Origin of the sequence: uncultured Phenylobacterium sp. (assembly GCF_902826855.1) — a bacterium.
Classification (GTDB): domain Bacteria; phylum Pseudomonadota; class Alphaproteobacteria; order Caulobacterales; family Caulobacteraceae; genus Phenylobacterium.
The window spans coordinates 1-14578 of record NZ_CADEGK010000117.1 but is presented as its reverse complement, the minus strand read 5'-3'; the positions used below and the strand labels follow the sequence as shown (position 1 = coordinate 14578).

General features: G+C 67.5%; 16 protein-coding genes. 6 read left to right on the top strand and 10 right to left on the bottom strand.

The window, feature by feature from the left end:
- On the top strand, positions 1-335 hold a 335-nt coding region (locus QZV94_RS15790; protein ID WP_293678861.1), incomplete at its 5' end, for a hypothetical protein.
- 286 nt (positions 336-621) lie between these two features.
- On the opposite strand, the gene QZV94_RS15785 is transcribed toward QZV94_RS15790, so the two are convergent.
- From QZV94_RS15785 to QZV94_RS15775, 3 genes are all read right to left on the bottom strand, one after another.
- On the bottom strand, positions 622-930 hold the full coding sequence (locus QZV94_RS15785) for a hypothetical protein (RefSeq protein WP_293678860.1): 309 nt from the start codon (positions 928-930) through the stop codon (positions 622-624).
- A 71-nt stretch (positions 931-1001) separates the two neighbouring features.
- Positions 1002-1142 (bottom strand): hypothetical protein, encoded by a 141-nt coding sequence (locus QZV94_RS15780; RefSeq protein ID WP_293678859.1) that lies wholly within the window; start codon positions 1140-1142, stop codon positions 1002-1004.
- A 334-nt stretch (positions 1143-1476) separates the two neighbouring features.
- Positions 1477-1782, bottom strand: a complete 306-nt coding sequence (locus QZV94_RS15775) for a hypothetical protein (protein WP_293678858.1) — start codon at positions 1780-1782, stop codon at positions 1477-1479.
- 91 nt (positions 1783-1873) lie between these two features.
- Here QZV94_RS15775 and QZV94_RS15770 point away from each other — a divergent pair, with 91 nt between their 5' ends.
- Positions 1874-2818 (top strand): hypothetical protein, encoded by a 945-nt coding sequence (locus tag QZV94_RS15770; protein ID WP_293678857.1) that lies wholly within the window; start codon positions 1874-1876, stop codon positions 2816-2818.
- 64 nt (positions 2819-2882) lie between these two features.
- Here QZV94_RS15770 and QZV94_RS15765 read toward each other — a convergent pair whose 3' ends face one another.
- On the bottom strand, positions 2883-3158 hold the full coding sequence (locus QZV94_RS15765; RefSeq protein WP_293678856.1) for a metal-sensitive transcriptional regulator: 276 nt from the start codon (positions 3156-3158) through the stop codon (positions 2883-2885).
- 95 nt (positions 3159-3253) lie between these two features.
- Between QZV94_RS15765 and QZV94_RS15760 the strand changes: the two genes are divergently transcribed.
- The gene (locus QZV94_RS15760) at positions 3254-5605 is read left to right on the top strand and encodes a heavy metal translocating P-type ATPase (protein ID WP_293678855.1); all 2352 of its coding nucleotides are present in this window, start codon (positions 3254-3256) and stop codon (positions 5603-5605) included.
- Here the strand turns inward: QZV94_RS15760 and QZV94_RS15755 are convergent.
- Positions 5602-5748 (bottom strand): hypothetical protein, encoded by a 147-nt coding sequence (locus QZV94_RS15755; protein WP_293678854.1) that lies wholly within the window; start codon positions 5746-5748, stop codon positions 5602-5604. The genes QZV94_RS15760 and QZV94_RS15755 overlap by 4 nt on opposite strands.
- Before the next feature lie 134 nt (positions 5749-5882).
- On the bottom strand, positions 5883-6440 hold the full coding sequence (locus QZV94_RS15750) for an SRPBCC family protein (protein WP_293678853.1): 558 nt from the start codon (positions 6438-6440) through the stop codon (positions 5883-5885).
- A 330-nt stretch (positions 6441-6770) separates the two neighbouring features.
- Here QZV94_RS15750 and QZV94_RS15745 point away from each other — a divergent pair, with 330 nt between their 5' ends.
- The 3 genes from QZV94_RS15745 to QZV94_RS15735 all read left to right on the top strand — a co-directional run bounded on the left by QZV94_RS15745 (position 6771) and on the right by QZV94_RS15735 (position 10326).
- Positions 6771-9284 carry a heavy metal translocating P-type ATPase gene (locus tag QZV94_RS15745; RefSeq protein ID WP_293678852.1) on the top strand — a complete coding sequence of 838 codons (2514 nt, stop codon included), beginning with the start codon at positions 6771-6773 and terminating at the stop codon, positions 9282-9284.
- A 9-nt stretch (positions 9285-9293) separates the two neighbouring features.
- A complete protein-coding gene (gene cueR / locus QZV94_RS15740; protein ID WP_293678851.1) occupies positions 9294-9737 on the top strand; it encodes a Cu(I)-responsive transcriptional regulator in 444 nt (147 codons plus the stop codon).
- A gap of 82 nt (positions 9738-9819) precedes the next feature.
- A complete protein-coding gene (locus QZV94_RS15735) occupies positions 9820-10326 on the top strand; it encodes a nuclear transport factor 2 family protein (RefSeq protein ID WP_293678850.1) in 507 nt (168 codons plus the stop codon).
- Positions 10327-10964: 638 nt separating this feature from the next.
- Here the strand turns inward: QZV94_RS15735 and QZV94_RS15730 are convergent.
- The 4 genes from QZV94_RS15730 to QZV94_RS15715 are packed head-to-tail and all read right to left on the bottom strand — an operon-like array spanning position 10965 to position 14529.
- The gene (locus tag QZV94_RS15730; RefSeq protein WP_293678849.1) at positions 10965-11417 is read right to left on the bottom strand and encodes an MgtC/SapB family protein; all 453 of its coding nucleotides are present in this window, start codon (positions 11415-11417) and stop codon (positions 10965-10967) included.
- Positions 11410-12297, bottom strand: a complete 888-nt coding sequence (locus tag QZV94_RS15725) for a ribose-phosphate pyrophosphokinase (protein WP_293678848.1) — start codon at positions 12295-12297, stop codon at positions 11410-11412. Before QZV94_RS15725 ends, QZV94_RS15730 begins: the two co-directional genes overlap by 8 nt.
- A 1-nt stretch (position 12298) precedes the next feature.
- Positions 12299-13822 (bottom strand): thymidine phosphorylase family protein, encoded by a 1524-nt coding sequence (locus tag QZV94_RS15720; RefSeq protein ID WP_293678847.1) that lies wholly within the window; start codon positions 13820-13822, stop codon positions 12299-12301.
- Positions 13819-14529 carry an MBL fold metallo-hydrolase RNA specificity domain-containing protein gene (locus QZV94_RS15715; protein ID WP_293678846.1) on the bottom strand — a complete coding sequence of 237 codons (711 nt, stop codon included), beginning with the start codon at positions 14527-14529 and terminating at the stop codon, positions 13819-13821. The genes QZV94_RS15720 and QZV94_RS15715 overlap by 4 nt, the downstream gene beginning before the upstream one ends.
- Positions 14530-14578 lie beyond the last annotated feature (49 nt).

Genomic DNA, 14578 nt, shown 5'->3' with positions numbered 1-14578 from the left:
GGTGCGGTGCGGCCAGCGCCGGCATCCTTTCGCCGATCCTGACCTACTGGATTTCGACGAAGGCCAGCCAGGCGCAAGGCGCGGAACTCGGCAAACAGACAGCCGCGGCCAGCCTGGGTGTCGCGGCGGGTTCAGCCGCCGGGGGCCTGTTGTTCGACTTCCCGCCGCTTCCCGGCTTGCCATTCCTGCTGATGACCGCGGTGACAGGATTGGCTGCCCTGCTCAGCCTCAGCCTGCCCCGCCTGCTGGCGACCACCGCGCGTCGGCAGCGAGACGCGCAAGGTACGCACCGGCCACGCAGGTTCCAGCCGCTACAGGTGGTGGCAGCGGTCTAGGTGTCCTGCGCCTCGGAGCAAGAAGATCTCCATCCGATCAACGCCGCTCCCAGGTTGTCCGTCGAGCGGTAGCACTGCCCTGATAAGATCGCGCCGAGCGCAACGCCCAGTTTCGGCTCACCTCGTGCCGGCTCCAGGGCTAGGCGCTGTGCACCGCTAAGGTCTCGAACCGGTTCGATGCCGAGGCGACGGCCCCGCACGACCTTGTCACGTAGAGCACCTGAGGCGGTCTTCTCCGACCCAGATGGGCCAAAGCGTGCTCCTCGACCCCACGCATGAATCCGGGCTACGGAGCGGGCTTTTCGGCAGGAGGGGCTGCCTTCGGAGCCATGCCCATCCCGCGCTCCCGAGCTTCCCGCCCCATCTCCATCCCCGCACGGGGACCATGGGCGCGGTCGTCGGCGCCGGCGCCGGGCCCCTGTTCGGACTCGCCCTCGGTCGCATTGGCGGGGGCCGATGGAGCGGCGGGGGCGGTCTGCGAAACGTCGGCCGCGGCCTTCGGAGTGGCTCCGGCGTCCGTCTTCTGACACGCCGCCAGCAGCGCGAGCGCCGCGCACACGGCGAGACCGGTGACCGTTTTGTCGAGCTTGATCATCAGCAGCCCTCCTGGGCGGTTGCGGCAGCGGGCGGCGTCTGGCTTGGCCAGGGGAACCCCCGCCCGCCGGCCTACATATGACCGTCCATCTTCATGGGCGGATCGGCCTTCTTCATCGGCATGGGGTCTGCGCCGTTGGCCTTCATGCCGTCGGCATGCGCCTTGGCTCCCATTTCCATGCCGCGTTCGTGCGCATCGCGCTCCATCTCCATGCCTTCGCGATGTCCCTGAGCTCGCGCCTCTTCCGCCGTTTGCGGCCCATCGGCGCGATGCTCGCTTTCTCCCGCGGAGGCCGTGGACGTCGCCGCCGGGTCTGTGGCCGCGACCGGCGCGGCAGCGACGGGGGCCGGCGCGTCCGTCTTCTGCTGGCAGGCCGCCAGACCAAGGACGACGACCGCGACTGCGGCTCCCGTCAGGGCTGGGCGCCGGCAGAGTGACAGTAGGGTCATGGCTCGTGTCCTGTGTTGGCTCTAGGCAAACCGCTCAAACTGCGTCGGACCCATCCGGCCGCACGGCGGAGCGTGCGACCGGTGGGGGATCAGCGCGCTACTTCTTGGCTTCAGCCATTTTGGCAGCGCACTTGCCGTGCATCTTGTCCATCTCCGCCTTGCTAAGCGGCTTCATCTTCATGACGCCCGGCGTGCCCTTCATGGAGGCGTGGTCGTGCATGACGCGGCCCTCCATCTTGTGACCCATCACGCGCTTGCATTCCTCATGAGAGGGATTGGCCGGGTCCTTGACCGAGACCGTAGCTTCAGCAGCGGCCGCGTGGCCGGCGTGCTCCGGCTGAGCATAGCTCTGGCCGGCGGCGGCGAGGCCAAGGGTGGCGATGGCGACGAACAGGGTGCGCATGGGAGTGTCCTTTGGTGAGTTGGCGGACACCGGCTGGCCGTGTCCTCGATTGGAATACGCACAATCCCTAGCCGCCCCCTCAGTCCCAGCCTTGATCTTGGTCAATCAACCGGCGCCGCGGGCGCGGGCGCGGTTGGCATTGTCGAAATACAAGCCCAAGGACATTCGCTCACGTGAGCGCCATGCACACTGGGATCGCACCGCTTTGATTGATGAAAGTACTGAAACTCACGACCAGCCGCATGAGGGTCGCTGGGCGATCGGACTAACATTCCATGTTCCCAACCGCGACCGGCCCTCATTTCGAGCCATGGTCGCACGAACGCTGTTGCCCCAGTTGATCGCGCTCCGCGACGCCGGGCGGCTCTCGGCCTTGCTGCCGTTCCGGCATCGATCTTTGAAAATGCAGGGCGGAACCGAAGGAATATCGTGGACGGACTATTGGGTCCTGGTCGTGACGCCCGAAGCAGATCCGGACGAGGTCTGGGACGCGATCTCGATGTCGTTGGGGATAGCGGAGGAAGCTTCGCCCCTCGGCTTTCTGCGGGCCGAAATCCTGCGCCCACAGCCCGGTATGCAAATGTACTATCCTCGCAAAGGCGGCCTTCAACAGGAGTCGCGCCTCTGGCACTGGATCGAGTATGCGGTCTCAAAGCCCGGCGCGCGGCAGGCCTACTATCGGGATCAATACGAGTTTTCTGCGCCTTCGATCCGGCGGTTTTACGAGGCCGGAGCCGTGGGCAGGGTCATTGGTTTTGAGGTCGCGCGTGTCCTGCAAGGTCGTGGCGCGCTACCCGCGTGGGACGTGATCCACATCACAGGTGCCACGCAGTTCCTCAGGATCGCGTGGGTCTTATGGCGCCAAATGCCCGTCTTCAACGGCTTCGCCAGAAATGTGGGACATTCGTCTGCCCTCGACGTTGTCCGCTCCTGGAACGCCCAGCGCGAGAAATACCAAACTCATGCTGTGCAGGACGCGACATATACGCTGCAGCCGGTGAGCGACTTGTCGCTAGGCACGGCATCGCCGCGCTGAACAGTGGCCCCCCTGCGTGAGGATCACTGGCGCCGGCCATAGGGTTAGTGATCATGATCGTCGGCTAACTGCGGAGCTTGTCGATCAAGTCGACCAGGTCGGCGGTCTTCTGCTCGCGCTCCGCCTCATCACCGCTCACCATCGCACCGGCCACGCAGTGTTGGAGATGCTCCTTCAGCAGTTCGCTCTCCACCCGGCGGAGCGCGGCGCGGACGGCATGAAGCTGGGTCAGGATGTCGAGGCAGTATCGATCCTGCTCCACCATCCGAGAGATACCGCGCACCTGGCCTTCGACTCGGTTGAGCCGATTGATCAGGCGCGGCTTGTCCGTGCGTTCCATCAAGGCCTCCACCGACTTGAGGCGTACTATATCGCATCGAGCCATTTGAACAATGCCCCATAGGGGTATATGTATGTGAGCGACAGGAGCCGTCCATGAACGCTCAAGACCACGTACACCATCATCATCCGCAAGCCGGTCTCGATCCCGCGAACAGTGTAGCGGTCAAGGATCCTGTCTGCGGGATGACGGTCGATCCGGCCACCACCGCCCACCACGCGGTGCACGAGGGCGCCAAGTTTCACTTCTGCTCGGCGGGATGCCGCACGAAGTTCGTCGCCGAACCCGCGAAATACCTCGCAGAGGATCCAGCGGCGGCAGCTCCGGTCGAGCCCGGCGCGATCTACACCTGCCCGATGCATCCTCAGATCCGCCAGGAGGGTCCGGGGAACTGTCCGATCTGCGGGATGGCGCTGGAGCCGGAGACGGCCACGGCAGACAGTGGCCCGAACCCGGAGCTCGTCGACATGAGCCGACGCTTCTGGGTCGGCCTCGTCCTCGCCCTGCCGGTCCTGGCGCTGGAGATGGGCGGGCATCTCCTCGACCTGCACCGCTGGATTTCACCGACTACGTCGAACTGGGTTCAGCTCGCTCTGGCGACGCCGGTGGTGCTGTGGGCCGGCTGGCCGTTCTTCGAACGGGGCGCGGCGTCCCTGCGGACCCGCAACCTCAACATGTTCACCCTTATCGCCATGGGGATCGGCGTGGCGTGGGCCTACAGCATCGTGGCCACCCTCGCGCCGCACATCTTCCCGCCGGCGTTCCGGCGCGCCGACGGCAGCGTCGCCATCTATTTCGAAGCCGCTGCCGTGATCACGGTCCTGGTGCTTCTGGGGCAGGTGCTGGAATTGCGCGCGCGGGAGCAGACCTCGGGCGCGATCAAGGCGCTGCTGGACCTCGCGCCCAAGACTGCGCGGCGGGTCCGGGCCGACGGGACTGACGAAGAAGTCACGCTCGATCAGATCCTGGTGAGCGACCAGCTCCGCGTTCGGCCGGGCGAGAAGGTGCCGGTCGATGGCGTCGTGGTGGACGGCCGCGTCTCGATCGATGAGTCGATGGTCACCGGCGAGTCCATGCCGGTCACCAAGGAGACCGGCGACAAGGTCGTCGGCGGCTCGATCAACAAGACCGGTTCCTTCGTCATGCGAGCCGAGAAGGTCGGCGCCGACACCCTGCTGTCGCAGATCGTTCACATGGTCGCTCAGGCGCAGGGCTCGCGCGCCCCGATCCAGCGGATGGCCGATCAGGTTTCAGGCTGGTTCGTTCCGGTCGTGATCCTGGTCGCCGTCCTGGCCTTCATCGGCTGGGCCATCTTCGGACCAGAGCCGAGGTTCGCGTTCGGGCTGGTCGCGGCGGTGTCGGTCCTGATCATCGCCTGCCCCTGCGCGTTGGGCTTGGCCACGCCCATTTCGATCATGGTCGGCGTGGGGCGCGGCGCCGGAGCCGGGGTGCTGATCAAGAATGCCGAGGCCCTGGAGCGCTTCGAGAAGATAGACACCCTGGTAGTCGACAAGACCGGGACCCTGACGGAGGGACGGCCGGCGGTGACCTCGATCGTGGCGGCCGCGGGTTGGGAGGAGAACGAGGTGCTTCGCCTGGCCGCCAGCCTCGAGCGGGGCAGCGAGCATCCCCTCGCGGACGCCATCGTCCGCGCCGCCAAGGAGCGCGAACTTCCTCTGTCGGAACCCAGCGATTTCGACTCGCCGGTGGGCAAGGGTGTTCTCGGATCCATCGATGGGCGCCGTCTCTTGCTCGGGTCCGGAAAATTCCTGAAGGAACAGGGGGTGGAGACCAACCGCCTCGACGCACAAGCCGAGTCGCTCCGCGGCGACGGTGCGACGGCAATCTTCATGGCGGTAGACGGTCAGGCGGCGGCAGTGTTCGCGATCGCCGACCCCATTAAGGCTACGACGCCCGAAGCCGTGCGCCTCCTGAAGGCGGAAGGCGTCCGGATTGTCATGATGACCGGCGACAACCGCACCACGGCGCTCGCGGTGGCACGCAAACTCGGCATCGACGAGGTCGAGGCGGAAGTCCTGCCGCAGGACAAGGCCGCCGTGGTGGAGAAGTTCCGGGCCGAGGGCCGCAAGGTGGCCATGGCGGGGGATGGGGTGAACGATGCCCCGGCCCTGGCGGCGGCCGAAGTCGGGATCGCCATGGGGGCCGGGTCCGACGTGGCCATCGAAAGCGCCGGCGTGACCCTGCTGCAGGGCGACCTTCAAGGGATCGTCAAGGCGCGGCGGCTTTCACGGGCCGTCATGCGCAACATCCGCCAGAACCTGTTCTTCGCCTTCGTCTACAACGCCGCGGGCGTGCCGTTGGCGGCCGGTGTGTTGTATCCGGTGTTTGGCTGGCTGCTCTCACCCGCCATCGCGGCAGCGGCCATGGCGCTGTCCAGCGTCAGCGTCGTCAGCAACGCCCTGCGTTTGAGGAGTGTGAAACTCTAGCGGGCCTCAGGCCGGTCGGCTTCAGGCTGCGGATGCAGGTCGGGCTCGTCCGGCGACATGAGGTGGGTTTGGGACGGGTCCTTCGCAAAGGAGGACTGGTCGTGCGGCTCGCCCATTTCGTCCGAGGCGGCAGATGGCGCCACCTTGGCGGATGGCGTGCGACTGGGTTCGTCGGAACAGCTCGCGAGCCCCATCCAAGCCGCAGCGCAGAGCACGGATGTCCACCTCACACCCAGCAGAGTCGCCGGCCGTTCGATCGCCATTGCGTTCCCTCCCACTAAGCCGCCCGCGCGCCGGCCGCCGTAAAATGGTGGACGGCATCGGACACCATCCTGCGCACGCACCAGCGCGCGTATAGGGCGGCGAGCCCCGGGACGCGCCTGGCCCAGCCCCCGGCCGGAAGCGCGTAGTCGATCCAGACGCGCAGGCGCGAGTTCGTCCCCTCCTCCGCGATTTCGAAGCCCATTTCGTAGGCGCCCATGATGATGAGCGTGGGCTCGCCCGTCGTACGCCAGACCTTACGGCGCGACGGATCGCGAACGGTGACCACCTCGTCCACGAACAGCCGCAGGCCGAACGCCTCACCGCCCATTCGGATGTGAGATCCCACGGCCTGTCCGCGCAACCCGTCGAACTCATAGGTCATGCGTCCGCCGCCCATCATCGCCGAGGGACGGCCCATGTGCTCGGCCAAGCGGGTTTGATCGTCCAGCCGCTCGAACACCCAACGCGCCGGAGCCGGCACTAGAGCGGTCGCGTCGCGGTGGTGCGGGAAACAAGCGAGGTCTCCAGCGAAACTGGCGGCCAATGGCTCGGTAGGTGTGACGTCGGACATGGCAACCTGCGATCGACGGTCAGTCTGACTCCCCTCGCGTGCGCCGCATTGACCTCGCGCAATCTCAGGTCGGCAACGCGGCGCATTGGCCTCACGGCCATGGCGCAAGGCAAGCTGTGGGTCTGCACCCGAATGGTCGCAGACGGCTCCAAAGACCACTTTCGATCGCACAGGATCCTCAATCAGCCAACGACCGGTGATCCGGGGCGTTGCGGGCGCTCAGTTCTGCCTGGAAAGGTCCAGAGATCACGATTGGGAAAGCGAGGCCTTGACCCTCCCATCATGGGAAGGTCCACCTGGGGCGGGCATAAGATTTCAGGAGCCTGGCAGATGCCCGCAGCAACGACTCTAACCCCCATCGAGATCCCCATCCTCGGCATGACCTGCGCCAGCTGCGTGGGGCGCGTCGAGAAGGCCATCTCGGCCGTTCCGGGCGTCGCGAACGCCACCGTCAATCTTGCGGCCGAGCGCGCCCACGTGGACCTGACGCCCGAGGGCGACACGCAAGCCGTGGTCGAGGCGATCCGCAAGGCGGGCTATGAGCCCATGACGCGCGAACTCGACCTGAAGCTCGAGGGCATGACCTGCGCCAGCTGCGTGGGACGCGTGGAGCGCGCCCTGGCTGCGGCGCCTGGCGTGCTCCGCGCGAGCGTCAATCTCGCAACCGAGCGGGCGAGCGTCCGCGTGCTGGAAGGCGCCGACACACGGGATCTGGTCGCCGCCGTCGAGGCCGCAGGCTACGGGGCCAAGCCGGCTGACGAGCGCTCCGCTGAAGTGGATGATCGGGAGTCGGCCGCACGCGAGGCCGAAGTTCTCGCCCTGAAACACGCGGTGCAGGTCTCGGCGCTAGCCACCGCCCCACTGTTTGTCTTGGAGATGGCGCGCCACTTCATCCCCGGCGCGCACCACTGGATCGCCTCCACTCTCGGCGAGCAGCCGTGGCAGATCATCAGTTTCATGCTGGCCGCCTTCGTGTTGTTCGGCCCGGGGCTGCGATTCTACCGCAAGGGTGTTCCAAACCTCCTGCGGCTCACGCCGGACATGAACTCGCTGGTCGTCCTGGGCGCCACGGCCGCCTTCGCCTATTCCGCCGTCGCGACATTCGCCCCCGGTCTGCTGCCGGCGGGCACGGCCAACGTCTACTACGAGGCCGCCGCCGTCATCGTCACCCTCATCCTGGTCGGCCGCTGGTTCGAGGCCAAGGCTAAGGGCCGCACGAGCGAGGCCATCAAACGGCTCATGACCCTGCAAGCCAAGAGCGCGCGCGTTGTCCGCGACGGCGCGGCCATCGAGGTGCCCGTAGGTGAAGTCCGCCCAGGCGATATCGTCGATGTGCGCCCCGGCGAGCGCCTGCCGGTCGATGGCGAGGTGGTCGAGGGCTCCTCCTTCGTGGACGAATCCATGATCACCGGCGAGCCGATCCCGGCCGAGAAGATCGTTGGCGCGACCGTCGTGGGCGGCACGGTCAACAAGACCGGCGCTTTGCGCTTCCGCGCCACCAAGGTGGGCGGCGAAACAATGCTGGCCCAGATCGTCCGGATGGTGGAGGCCGCCCAGGGCGCGAAGCTGCCGATCCAGGCGCTGGTCGACAAGGTGACGGGCTGGTTCGTGCCCGCGGTGATCGGGATCGCCGTCGCCACCTTTGTCGCCTGGTTGGTCTTCGGTCCACAACCGGCGCTCGGCTTTGCCCTGGTCAACGCCGTGGCTGTGCTGATCATCGCCTGCCCCTGCGCCATGGGCCTCGCCACGCCCACCTCGATCATGGTCGGCACAGGCAAGGCTGCCGAACTTGGAGTCCTGTTCCGCCGGGGCGAAGCCCTGCAGGCGCTCAGGGACGTCAAAGCCGTCGCCCTCGACAAGACGGGCACCCTCACGCGCGGTCGCCCGGAGCTGACCGATCTGCAGGTGGTAGCTGGCTTCGACGAGTCCGAAGTGCTGGCGCTGGTGGCCGCAGTCGAGCACCGATCCGAGCACCCTATAGCGCAAGCGATCGTCACGGCCGCCGAAGCTCGGCAGCTGCCCCTGGGCGATCTCACCGGATTCGAGGCTATCCCTGGCTACGGCGCGCAGGCGACGGTGGACGGCCGCGGCGTCTATGTGGGCGCGGACCGCCTGATGGCGCGCCTGGGCATCGACGTCTCAGCCTTCGGCCATACGGCTGACCGTCTTGCCGATGAGGCGAAGACGCCGCTCTACGCCGCTATCGACGGCAAGCTCGCCGCAATCATCGCGGTCTCCGACCCGGTGAAGGACACGACACCGGAGGCGCTGGCCGCTCTCCACGCGCGCGGCCTGAAGGTGGTGATGATCACCGGCGACAACCGCCGCACCGGCGCGGCCGTGGCCCGCCAACTGGGCCTCGACGAGGTGATCGCCGAGGTCCTCCCCGATGGGAAGGTGGCTGCCCTGAAGGAACTCCAGGCTCGCTACGGCATGGTCGCCTTCGTCGGCGACGGGGTGAACGACGCCCCCGCCCTGGCGCAGGCCGATGTCGGCATCGCCATCGGCACGGGCAGCGACATCGCCATCGAGAGCGCCGACGTCGTCCTGATGAGCGGCGACCTGCTCGGCGTCTCCACCGCCATCGGCCTCAGCCGCGCGGTGCTGACGAACATTCGCCAGAACCTAGTCTGGGCCTTCGGCTACAACGTGCTGCTGATCCCGGTGGCGGCAGGCGCCCTGTTCCCGCTCTTCGGGCTGCAGCTGTCGCCTATGATCGCGGCGGGCGCCATGGCGCTCTCCAGCGTCAGCGTCCTTGCGAACGCCCTTCGGCTGCGCGGCTTCCGTCCTGCAGCCGTCCCCGCGCCCGCACGGTCTCAGTACCTGCACGCCGTCCTCGTCTAGGAGCCCGCCATGAACATCGGACAAGCTTCTAACGCCTCGGGCATCTCCACAAAGATGATCCGCTACTATGACGAGATCGGACTTGTGCGTCCGGCCAGCCGCACCGACTCCAACTACCGGGAATACGACCAGCGCGAGATCAACGAGCTGCGGTTCATCAAGCGGGCCCGCAGCCTCGGCTTCTCGATGGAGGAGATCACCCAGCTTCTCTCGCTCTGGCGCGACAGGGAGCGGCCGAGCCGCGTGGTCAAGGACATTGCCGACCGCCACATCGCGGACCTAGAGGCCCGGATCGTGGAGATGCAGGCCATGGCCGGCACGCTGCGCCACCTGTCTCACTGCTGCGCGGGCGACGACCGCCCGGACTGCCCGATCCTCGCCGACCTCACCGCAGGCAAGGAGCCGACGCAGCCGGCCAAGGCGCCCGCCCGGACGCGGGCGCGCTATTCCTGAAGTCGTGGGCGCGACGTCCGGGAGCTTGCAGGGTAGCGTCGGCGAACTCGCTGCGGCCGCGCCGCTCAATTCGGAAGAAGTCATGAAGATCAGCCTCGCGCTCCGCGCGGTAATCCTCGCCGCAACGCTGCTTACGGCCGCAGGCGCAAGCGCCCATCCACAGGCCGAGGCCGAGCGGACGCCGGCGAGCAGCGCCCCAGCGGCGTCTCCGGAAGCGGCCAAGGTGATCGATGACTTCCACGCCGCCCTCGCCAGCGGCGACACCACCGCAGCTGCGAGCCTCCTGACGGACGCCGCGATTATCTACGAGGCCGGCGGTGTAGAGCGATCCAAGGCCGAGTACGTCAAAGCGCACCTGCCGGGCGACGCCGCGTTCGCCAAGGCTGTCGGCCAGGACCTCGTGCGCCGCAACGGCGGGACGGCTGGCGACATGGCGTGGGTGGCCAGCGAAGGGCGTACCAAGGGTAAGTTCAAAGGGCGTGACGTCGACCGCCTCACCACGGAGACCATGATCCTGCGGCGCGTCGCGGGGACTTGGCGCATCGTACATATCCACTGGTCGTCAAGAGCTGCGACCGCCGTGCATTGACCGGGGCCGTGCGCGCGAGTGCGGGGCCGGCGCCCCGCGTCCCAACCAGCGCCGGCAAGATCGGGGGCGTAACCGGAGCGACGGCTTCGCGGGGAACATACTGCGGGGTCCCTGCCCGACCGTCCGGTGCTCGAGGAGGACGAGATCTGCCGAAGCGCCGGCAGCGGAGCCCGTAGCCAGGAAGCCCAGGAAGAGATTTCCGAGCAGGGCGGCGCTCCGCTCGGCCATTAGCGAAGTGAGCTCGCTGCACCAACCATCCGCGGAGCCCGCCTGATGACCGATCACGCCCGCAAGACCAAGCTCCCGCACCCATCGCGGGCGTGACTTAGGCCTCGCTGCAGCTCGGTCGATCAGGCTCGCTGAGCGTCTCGCCTGCCCAGACGATTTCTATCCCGCGCCGCGCGACAATCCGATCTCGGATGCCGAGTCGGGGGTTTGCTGGTCGTCCGTCCAGTCCTTCGAACACCGCTCGTGTCGGCGCGGGCGCCCACGGGACGGCGTCCCGGTGATACGGCAGGGCGCCGCCGTCGTCGTGTGCGGAGGGTGTGGCGATCGCCGTGACTTTGAGCATGGCAACTCCAATCGACCTTACGCCTCACCGCGCGAGCGGCGCCGCATTGACCTCGCGCAGAACAAGCTCAGCAGCGCGGGGCGTCGTCGCGCTCGCGGTCATCTGTCGAAGCTTTTGCAGCGAACGGTTCCGGCGCCATCAGCACAACGAAGGTGAGCCCTGCGCCGACGGCCATCAACAGCCACTCTCCGAGGCCTGCAGCGAAGCCCGCAAGGGCGGAGACCCAGACCGCCGCCGCCGTCGTGACACCGTGGATCGAACGGCCGCAGGCCGGGTGCATGATCACGCCGGCGCCGACGAAGCCGACCCCCATCAGCACGCCTTGCAAGATGGTGCTGATGACGCGCGCGTCTTCGCTATGGAGCCGCATGGCGACGACGCCAGCCATGGCGCCGGCAGTCGCGATCAAGGCGAAGGTCCGAGCGCCGACAAAGCGGATGCGACGGGATCGCTCAAGGCCGATCAGGAATCCCACGACAGCTGCAACGACAACCCGGAACACCAACTCCATGTCAGACATCGGCGACCTCACTGCGGAGCGCAGCGGCAACGAGCTGGGCCAGAGAGATGGCGTTGGTCGGGTGCGGGACGGCGTCGGTGGAGACGACGCGCTGAGAAGCGCGTTCGACCTGCGCGAAGGCGTCGCCGCCAAACACAGCGTGAACGACGGCGCAGATCGGACGCGCGAAGCCCAGAGCGATGAGCTCGCGGGCCGCCGCCGTCAGGGTGCGACCGGAGGACGCGATGTCGTCGATGAGCACCGGCTGGCGTCCGCTGAAACCGCTCAAGTCGGGAAAGGTGATGCGGACATCTCGATCGCCAAGGCGCTCCTTTTGCAGCACGACCACCGGAGAGCCGGCCGCCGCGCCCACCTCCGCGGCCCACTGCTCACTCTCGCTGTCCGGTCCGATCACCAGGGCGTTCGGCGCCTCGGCGCGGATCCAGGCCCCGAGCAGCGCCGCCGCATGGAGGGTGACGCAGGGAATGCCGTAGATGTCGTTGAGCGCAGCGTAGCGATGGAGGTGCGGATCCACCGTCACCAACCGGTCGAAGGCGGCGGACAGCAAACGCGCGAACGTCTGCGAGGTCACTGCCTCGCCATCCCTGAACTGCGTGTCCTGGCGCATGTAGCCGAGATAGGGCGCGACCAAGGTTACCTGCGTCGCCCCCTGTTCCCGGACCGCTGCGGCGACGAACAGCAGCGTCAGAATCACGCTGTCGACGCGCACCAGGCTGCAGACGATGTCGACCCGGCGTCCGGCCGGATCGCTCAGCAGGCGGACATAGTGCTCGCCGTCCGGGAACTGGCGCGTCTCAAGTCCGCCAAGCTCAGCGCCTGATTCCAGCGCGAGCTTTGCGGCGAAGACTTCGTTGCCGGGCAGGGCCAGGATCAGCCGCATCTCAGGCCTCCAGCCGGATGATGTCCGGGTTCGCCTCGGCGAAGTCGAGGGCATAGGCGAGCTCGCCCGGGGCTTCCGCGTGCACCGTCAGGAGCGCTTGGCCCTCCGCGACCTCGTCGCCCAGGCGCACATGCAGCATCAGCCCCGCGGCCTTGGCGTCGGGCGCGCCGGCCAGCTTGGCCAGGCGTGCGAGGGTTCGATTGTTGATCCCGATCACACGGCCGGCGTGTGATGCCAGGACGGACTGGGTCAATGCGGCTGTGGGGGGCGTCCGCAAGCCACCCTGGGCGTGGCAAATCCGCTGGAATTTCGCCCACGCGCGTCCGTCGGCCAGCGTCGCCTCGGCGAGCGCCACCCCGGCGCCGGCCGCGCATCGCCCAGCCAGCTCAAGAGCCGCGCCCGCAAGCAGGCATGCGCGACGCTGCAGGTCCTTGGGCGCGCCGGGCATGCTCTGCAGCACCGCCAGGACATCCTGGGCTTCCAGAGCCGGGCCGATGCCGCGTCCGACCGGTTGCGCGCCGTCGGTGATCACACAGCGCAGCGTCACGCCGAAGACGCGCCCGACTTCGGTCAGTTGGTCGGCGAGCTCCGTGGCCGCGTCATCGGTCCGCACCTTGGCTGTGGCTCCAACGGGAATGTCGATGACGATGTGCGTCGACCCGGCTGCGATCTTCTTCGACAGGACCGAGGCGATGAGCTGGCCTTGGGTGTCGATGTCCAGGACCCGCTCGACCCGGATCAGGATATCGTCGGCTGGACTGAGGCGGACCGAGCCGCCCCAGACGAGGCAGGCGCCTTCCTGTTCCACGACGCGTCGCATGGCGGCGACGTCCAGGTCGACAGGCGCCAAGGTCTCCATGGTGTCGGCGGTTCCCGCGGGGCTGGTGATGGCGCGCGACGACGTCTTCGGCATCACAAGACCATGCGAAGCGACGATCGCCACGACGATGGGTGTGGTGCGATTGCCGGGCAGCCCGCCCACGGAGTGCTTGTCGATGACGATCGGCGCATCCCACGTGAGCCGCTCACCCGCCTCGACCATCCCCCGCGTCAAGCCGACGGTCTCCTCGAGATTCAGCGGCAACGCCGAACAGGCGGTGAGAAAGGCGGACAGGTGGACGTCGGTGTAACGGACCGCGGCGATATCGTTGACGATCGAGCGCATGGCCGGAAGGTCCAGCCGCTGCCCGTAAATGCGGCGTCGGACCGCGGACATGGAATCGAGCGGCGGTGGATGGCGTACGGCCAGGTGGGCCCCCTCGGTGACGCCCAGCCGCTCCCAGGCGACCTCCGACAGGCCCGCCTCGCCGACTCCAAGAATACCGTCTGCCACTTGGTAAAGTGTGGCCAGCACCTCGCGCCCGTTCGCGGCGAGCAAGACCTGCGAGCGGGGGCCCAGGCCCTCGGAACGGCAGACGTGGCAGTCCGAGCGCATGAGGACGACGGCGTCGTGCTGGGTAAACAGGCCCAGGCGGCGCGCCCGGAGAGTGGGCGTGGACGCAGTAGGCTTCGCCTCGATCCTCACGACAGACCGTAGGTTTCGTCCTGGGCCGAGATCGTGCAGGACCATCCGAGATCGGCTTCGATACGCGCCTTCAGGCCAATGGGACCTTGGTCTTCGCCGTGAACGATAAACGTCCGGGTTGGCGGACGTTGGAAGCCGGACAGCCAGCGCATGATCTCGTCCACATCGGCGTGGGCGGACAGCATGGGCAGGTTCGCCACCTCGGCCCGGATGGGAATCCACTGGCCATGGATCTTGACCTCTCGCGCGCCGCCAAGCAGCGCCTGTCCGCGGGTGCCGGCGGCCTGATAGCCGGAGAACAGCACGGTGTTCCGGGGATCGGGCCCGTAGGCCTTGAGATGGTGCAGGACGCGCCCACCGGTCGCCATTCCGCTGGCCGAGATGATCACCTTCGGCATGCTGTTGTGGCTGAGGGCTTTGGACGCGTCGACGTCGCGCGTGTAGGTCGCGACCTCGCACGACGCGCGGCAGATGTCCTCGGGCAGCTTGTGGTCGGCGCCGTGGCGACACAGGAGGTCCGTCGCATCCGTGGCCATGGGGCTGTCGAGATAGATCGGCGTCAGCGGCAGCGCGCCCTCCCGCTTCAGCTTCGAGAGCAGGTAGAGCAGTTCCTGGGCCCGGCCGACCGCGAACGCGGGAATGATGACTGTTCCGCCGCGCGCCGTCGTGCGCTCAATGACCTTGAGCAGGGCGTCGGCGGGCGCCACCGGATCATGATGGCGGTCGCCATAGGTAGACTCCACGATCAGGTAGTCC

Excerpts from the sequence above, each read along its gene's own strand:
- QZV94_RS15785 (WP_293678860.1), bottom strand. The coding sequence starts at position 930 with ATGATCAAGCTCGACAAAACGGTCACCGGTCTCGCCGTGTGCGCGGCG.
- QZV94_RS15760 (WP_293678855.1), top strand. The coding sequence starts at position 3,254 with ATGAACGCTCAAGACCACGTACACCATCATCATCCGCAAGCCGGTCTC.
- QZV94_RS15780 (WP_293678859.1), bottom strand. The coding sequence starts at position 1,142 with ATGGAGATGGAGCGCGATGCGCACGAACGCGGCATGGAAATGGGAGCC.
- QZV94_RS15765 (WP_293678856.1), bottom strand. The coding sequence starts at position 3,158 with ATGGAACGCACGGACAAGCCGCGCCTGATCAATCGGCTCAACCGAGTC.
- QZV94_RS15775 (WP_293678858.1), bottom strand. The coding sequence starts at position 1,782 with ATGCGCACCCTGTTCGTCGCCATCGCCACCCTTGGCCTCGCCGCCGCC.
- cueR (WP_293678851.1), top strand. The coding sequence starts at position 9,294 with ATGAACATCGGACAAGCTTCTAACGCCTCGGGCATCTCCACAAAGATG.
- QZV94_RS15735 (WP_293678850.1), top strand. The coding sequence starts at position 9,820 with ATGAAGATCAGCCTCGCGCTCCGCGCGGTAATCCTCGCCGCAACGCTG.
- QZV94_RS15725 (WP_293678848.1), bottom strand. The coding sequence starts at position 12,297 with ATGCGGCTGATCCTGGCCCTGCCCGGCAACGAAGTCTTCGCCGCAAAG.
- QZV94_RS15730 (WP_293678849.1), bottom strand. The coding sequence starts at position 11,417 with ATGTCTGACATGGAGTTGGTGTTCCGGGTTGTCGTTGCAGCTGTCGTG.
- QZV94_RS15745 (WP_293678852.1), top strand. The coding sequence starts at position 6,771 with ATGCCCGCAGCAACGACTCTAACCCCCATCGAGATCCCCATCCTCGGC.
- QZV94_RS15750 (WP_293678853.1), bottom strand. The coding sequence starts at position 6,440 with ATGTCCGACGTCACACCTACCGAGCCATTGGCCGCCAGTTTCGCTGGA.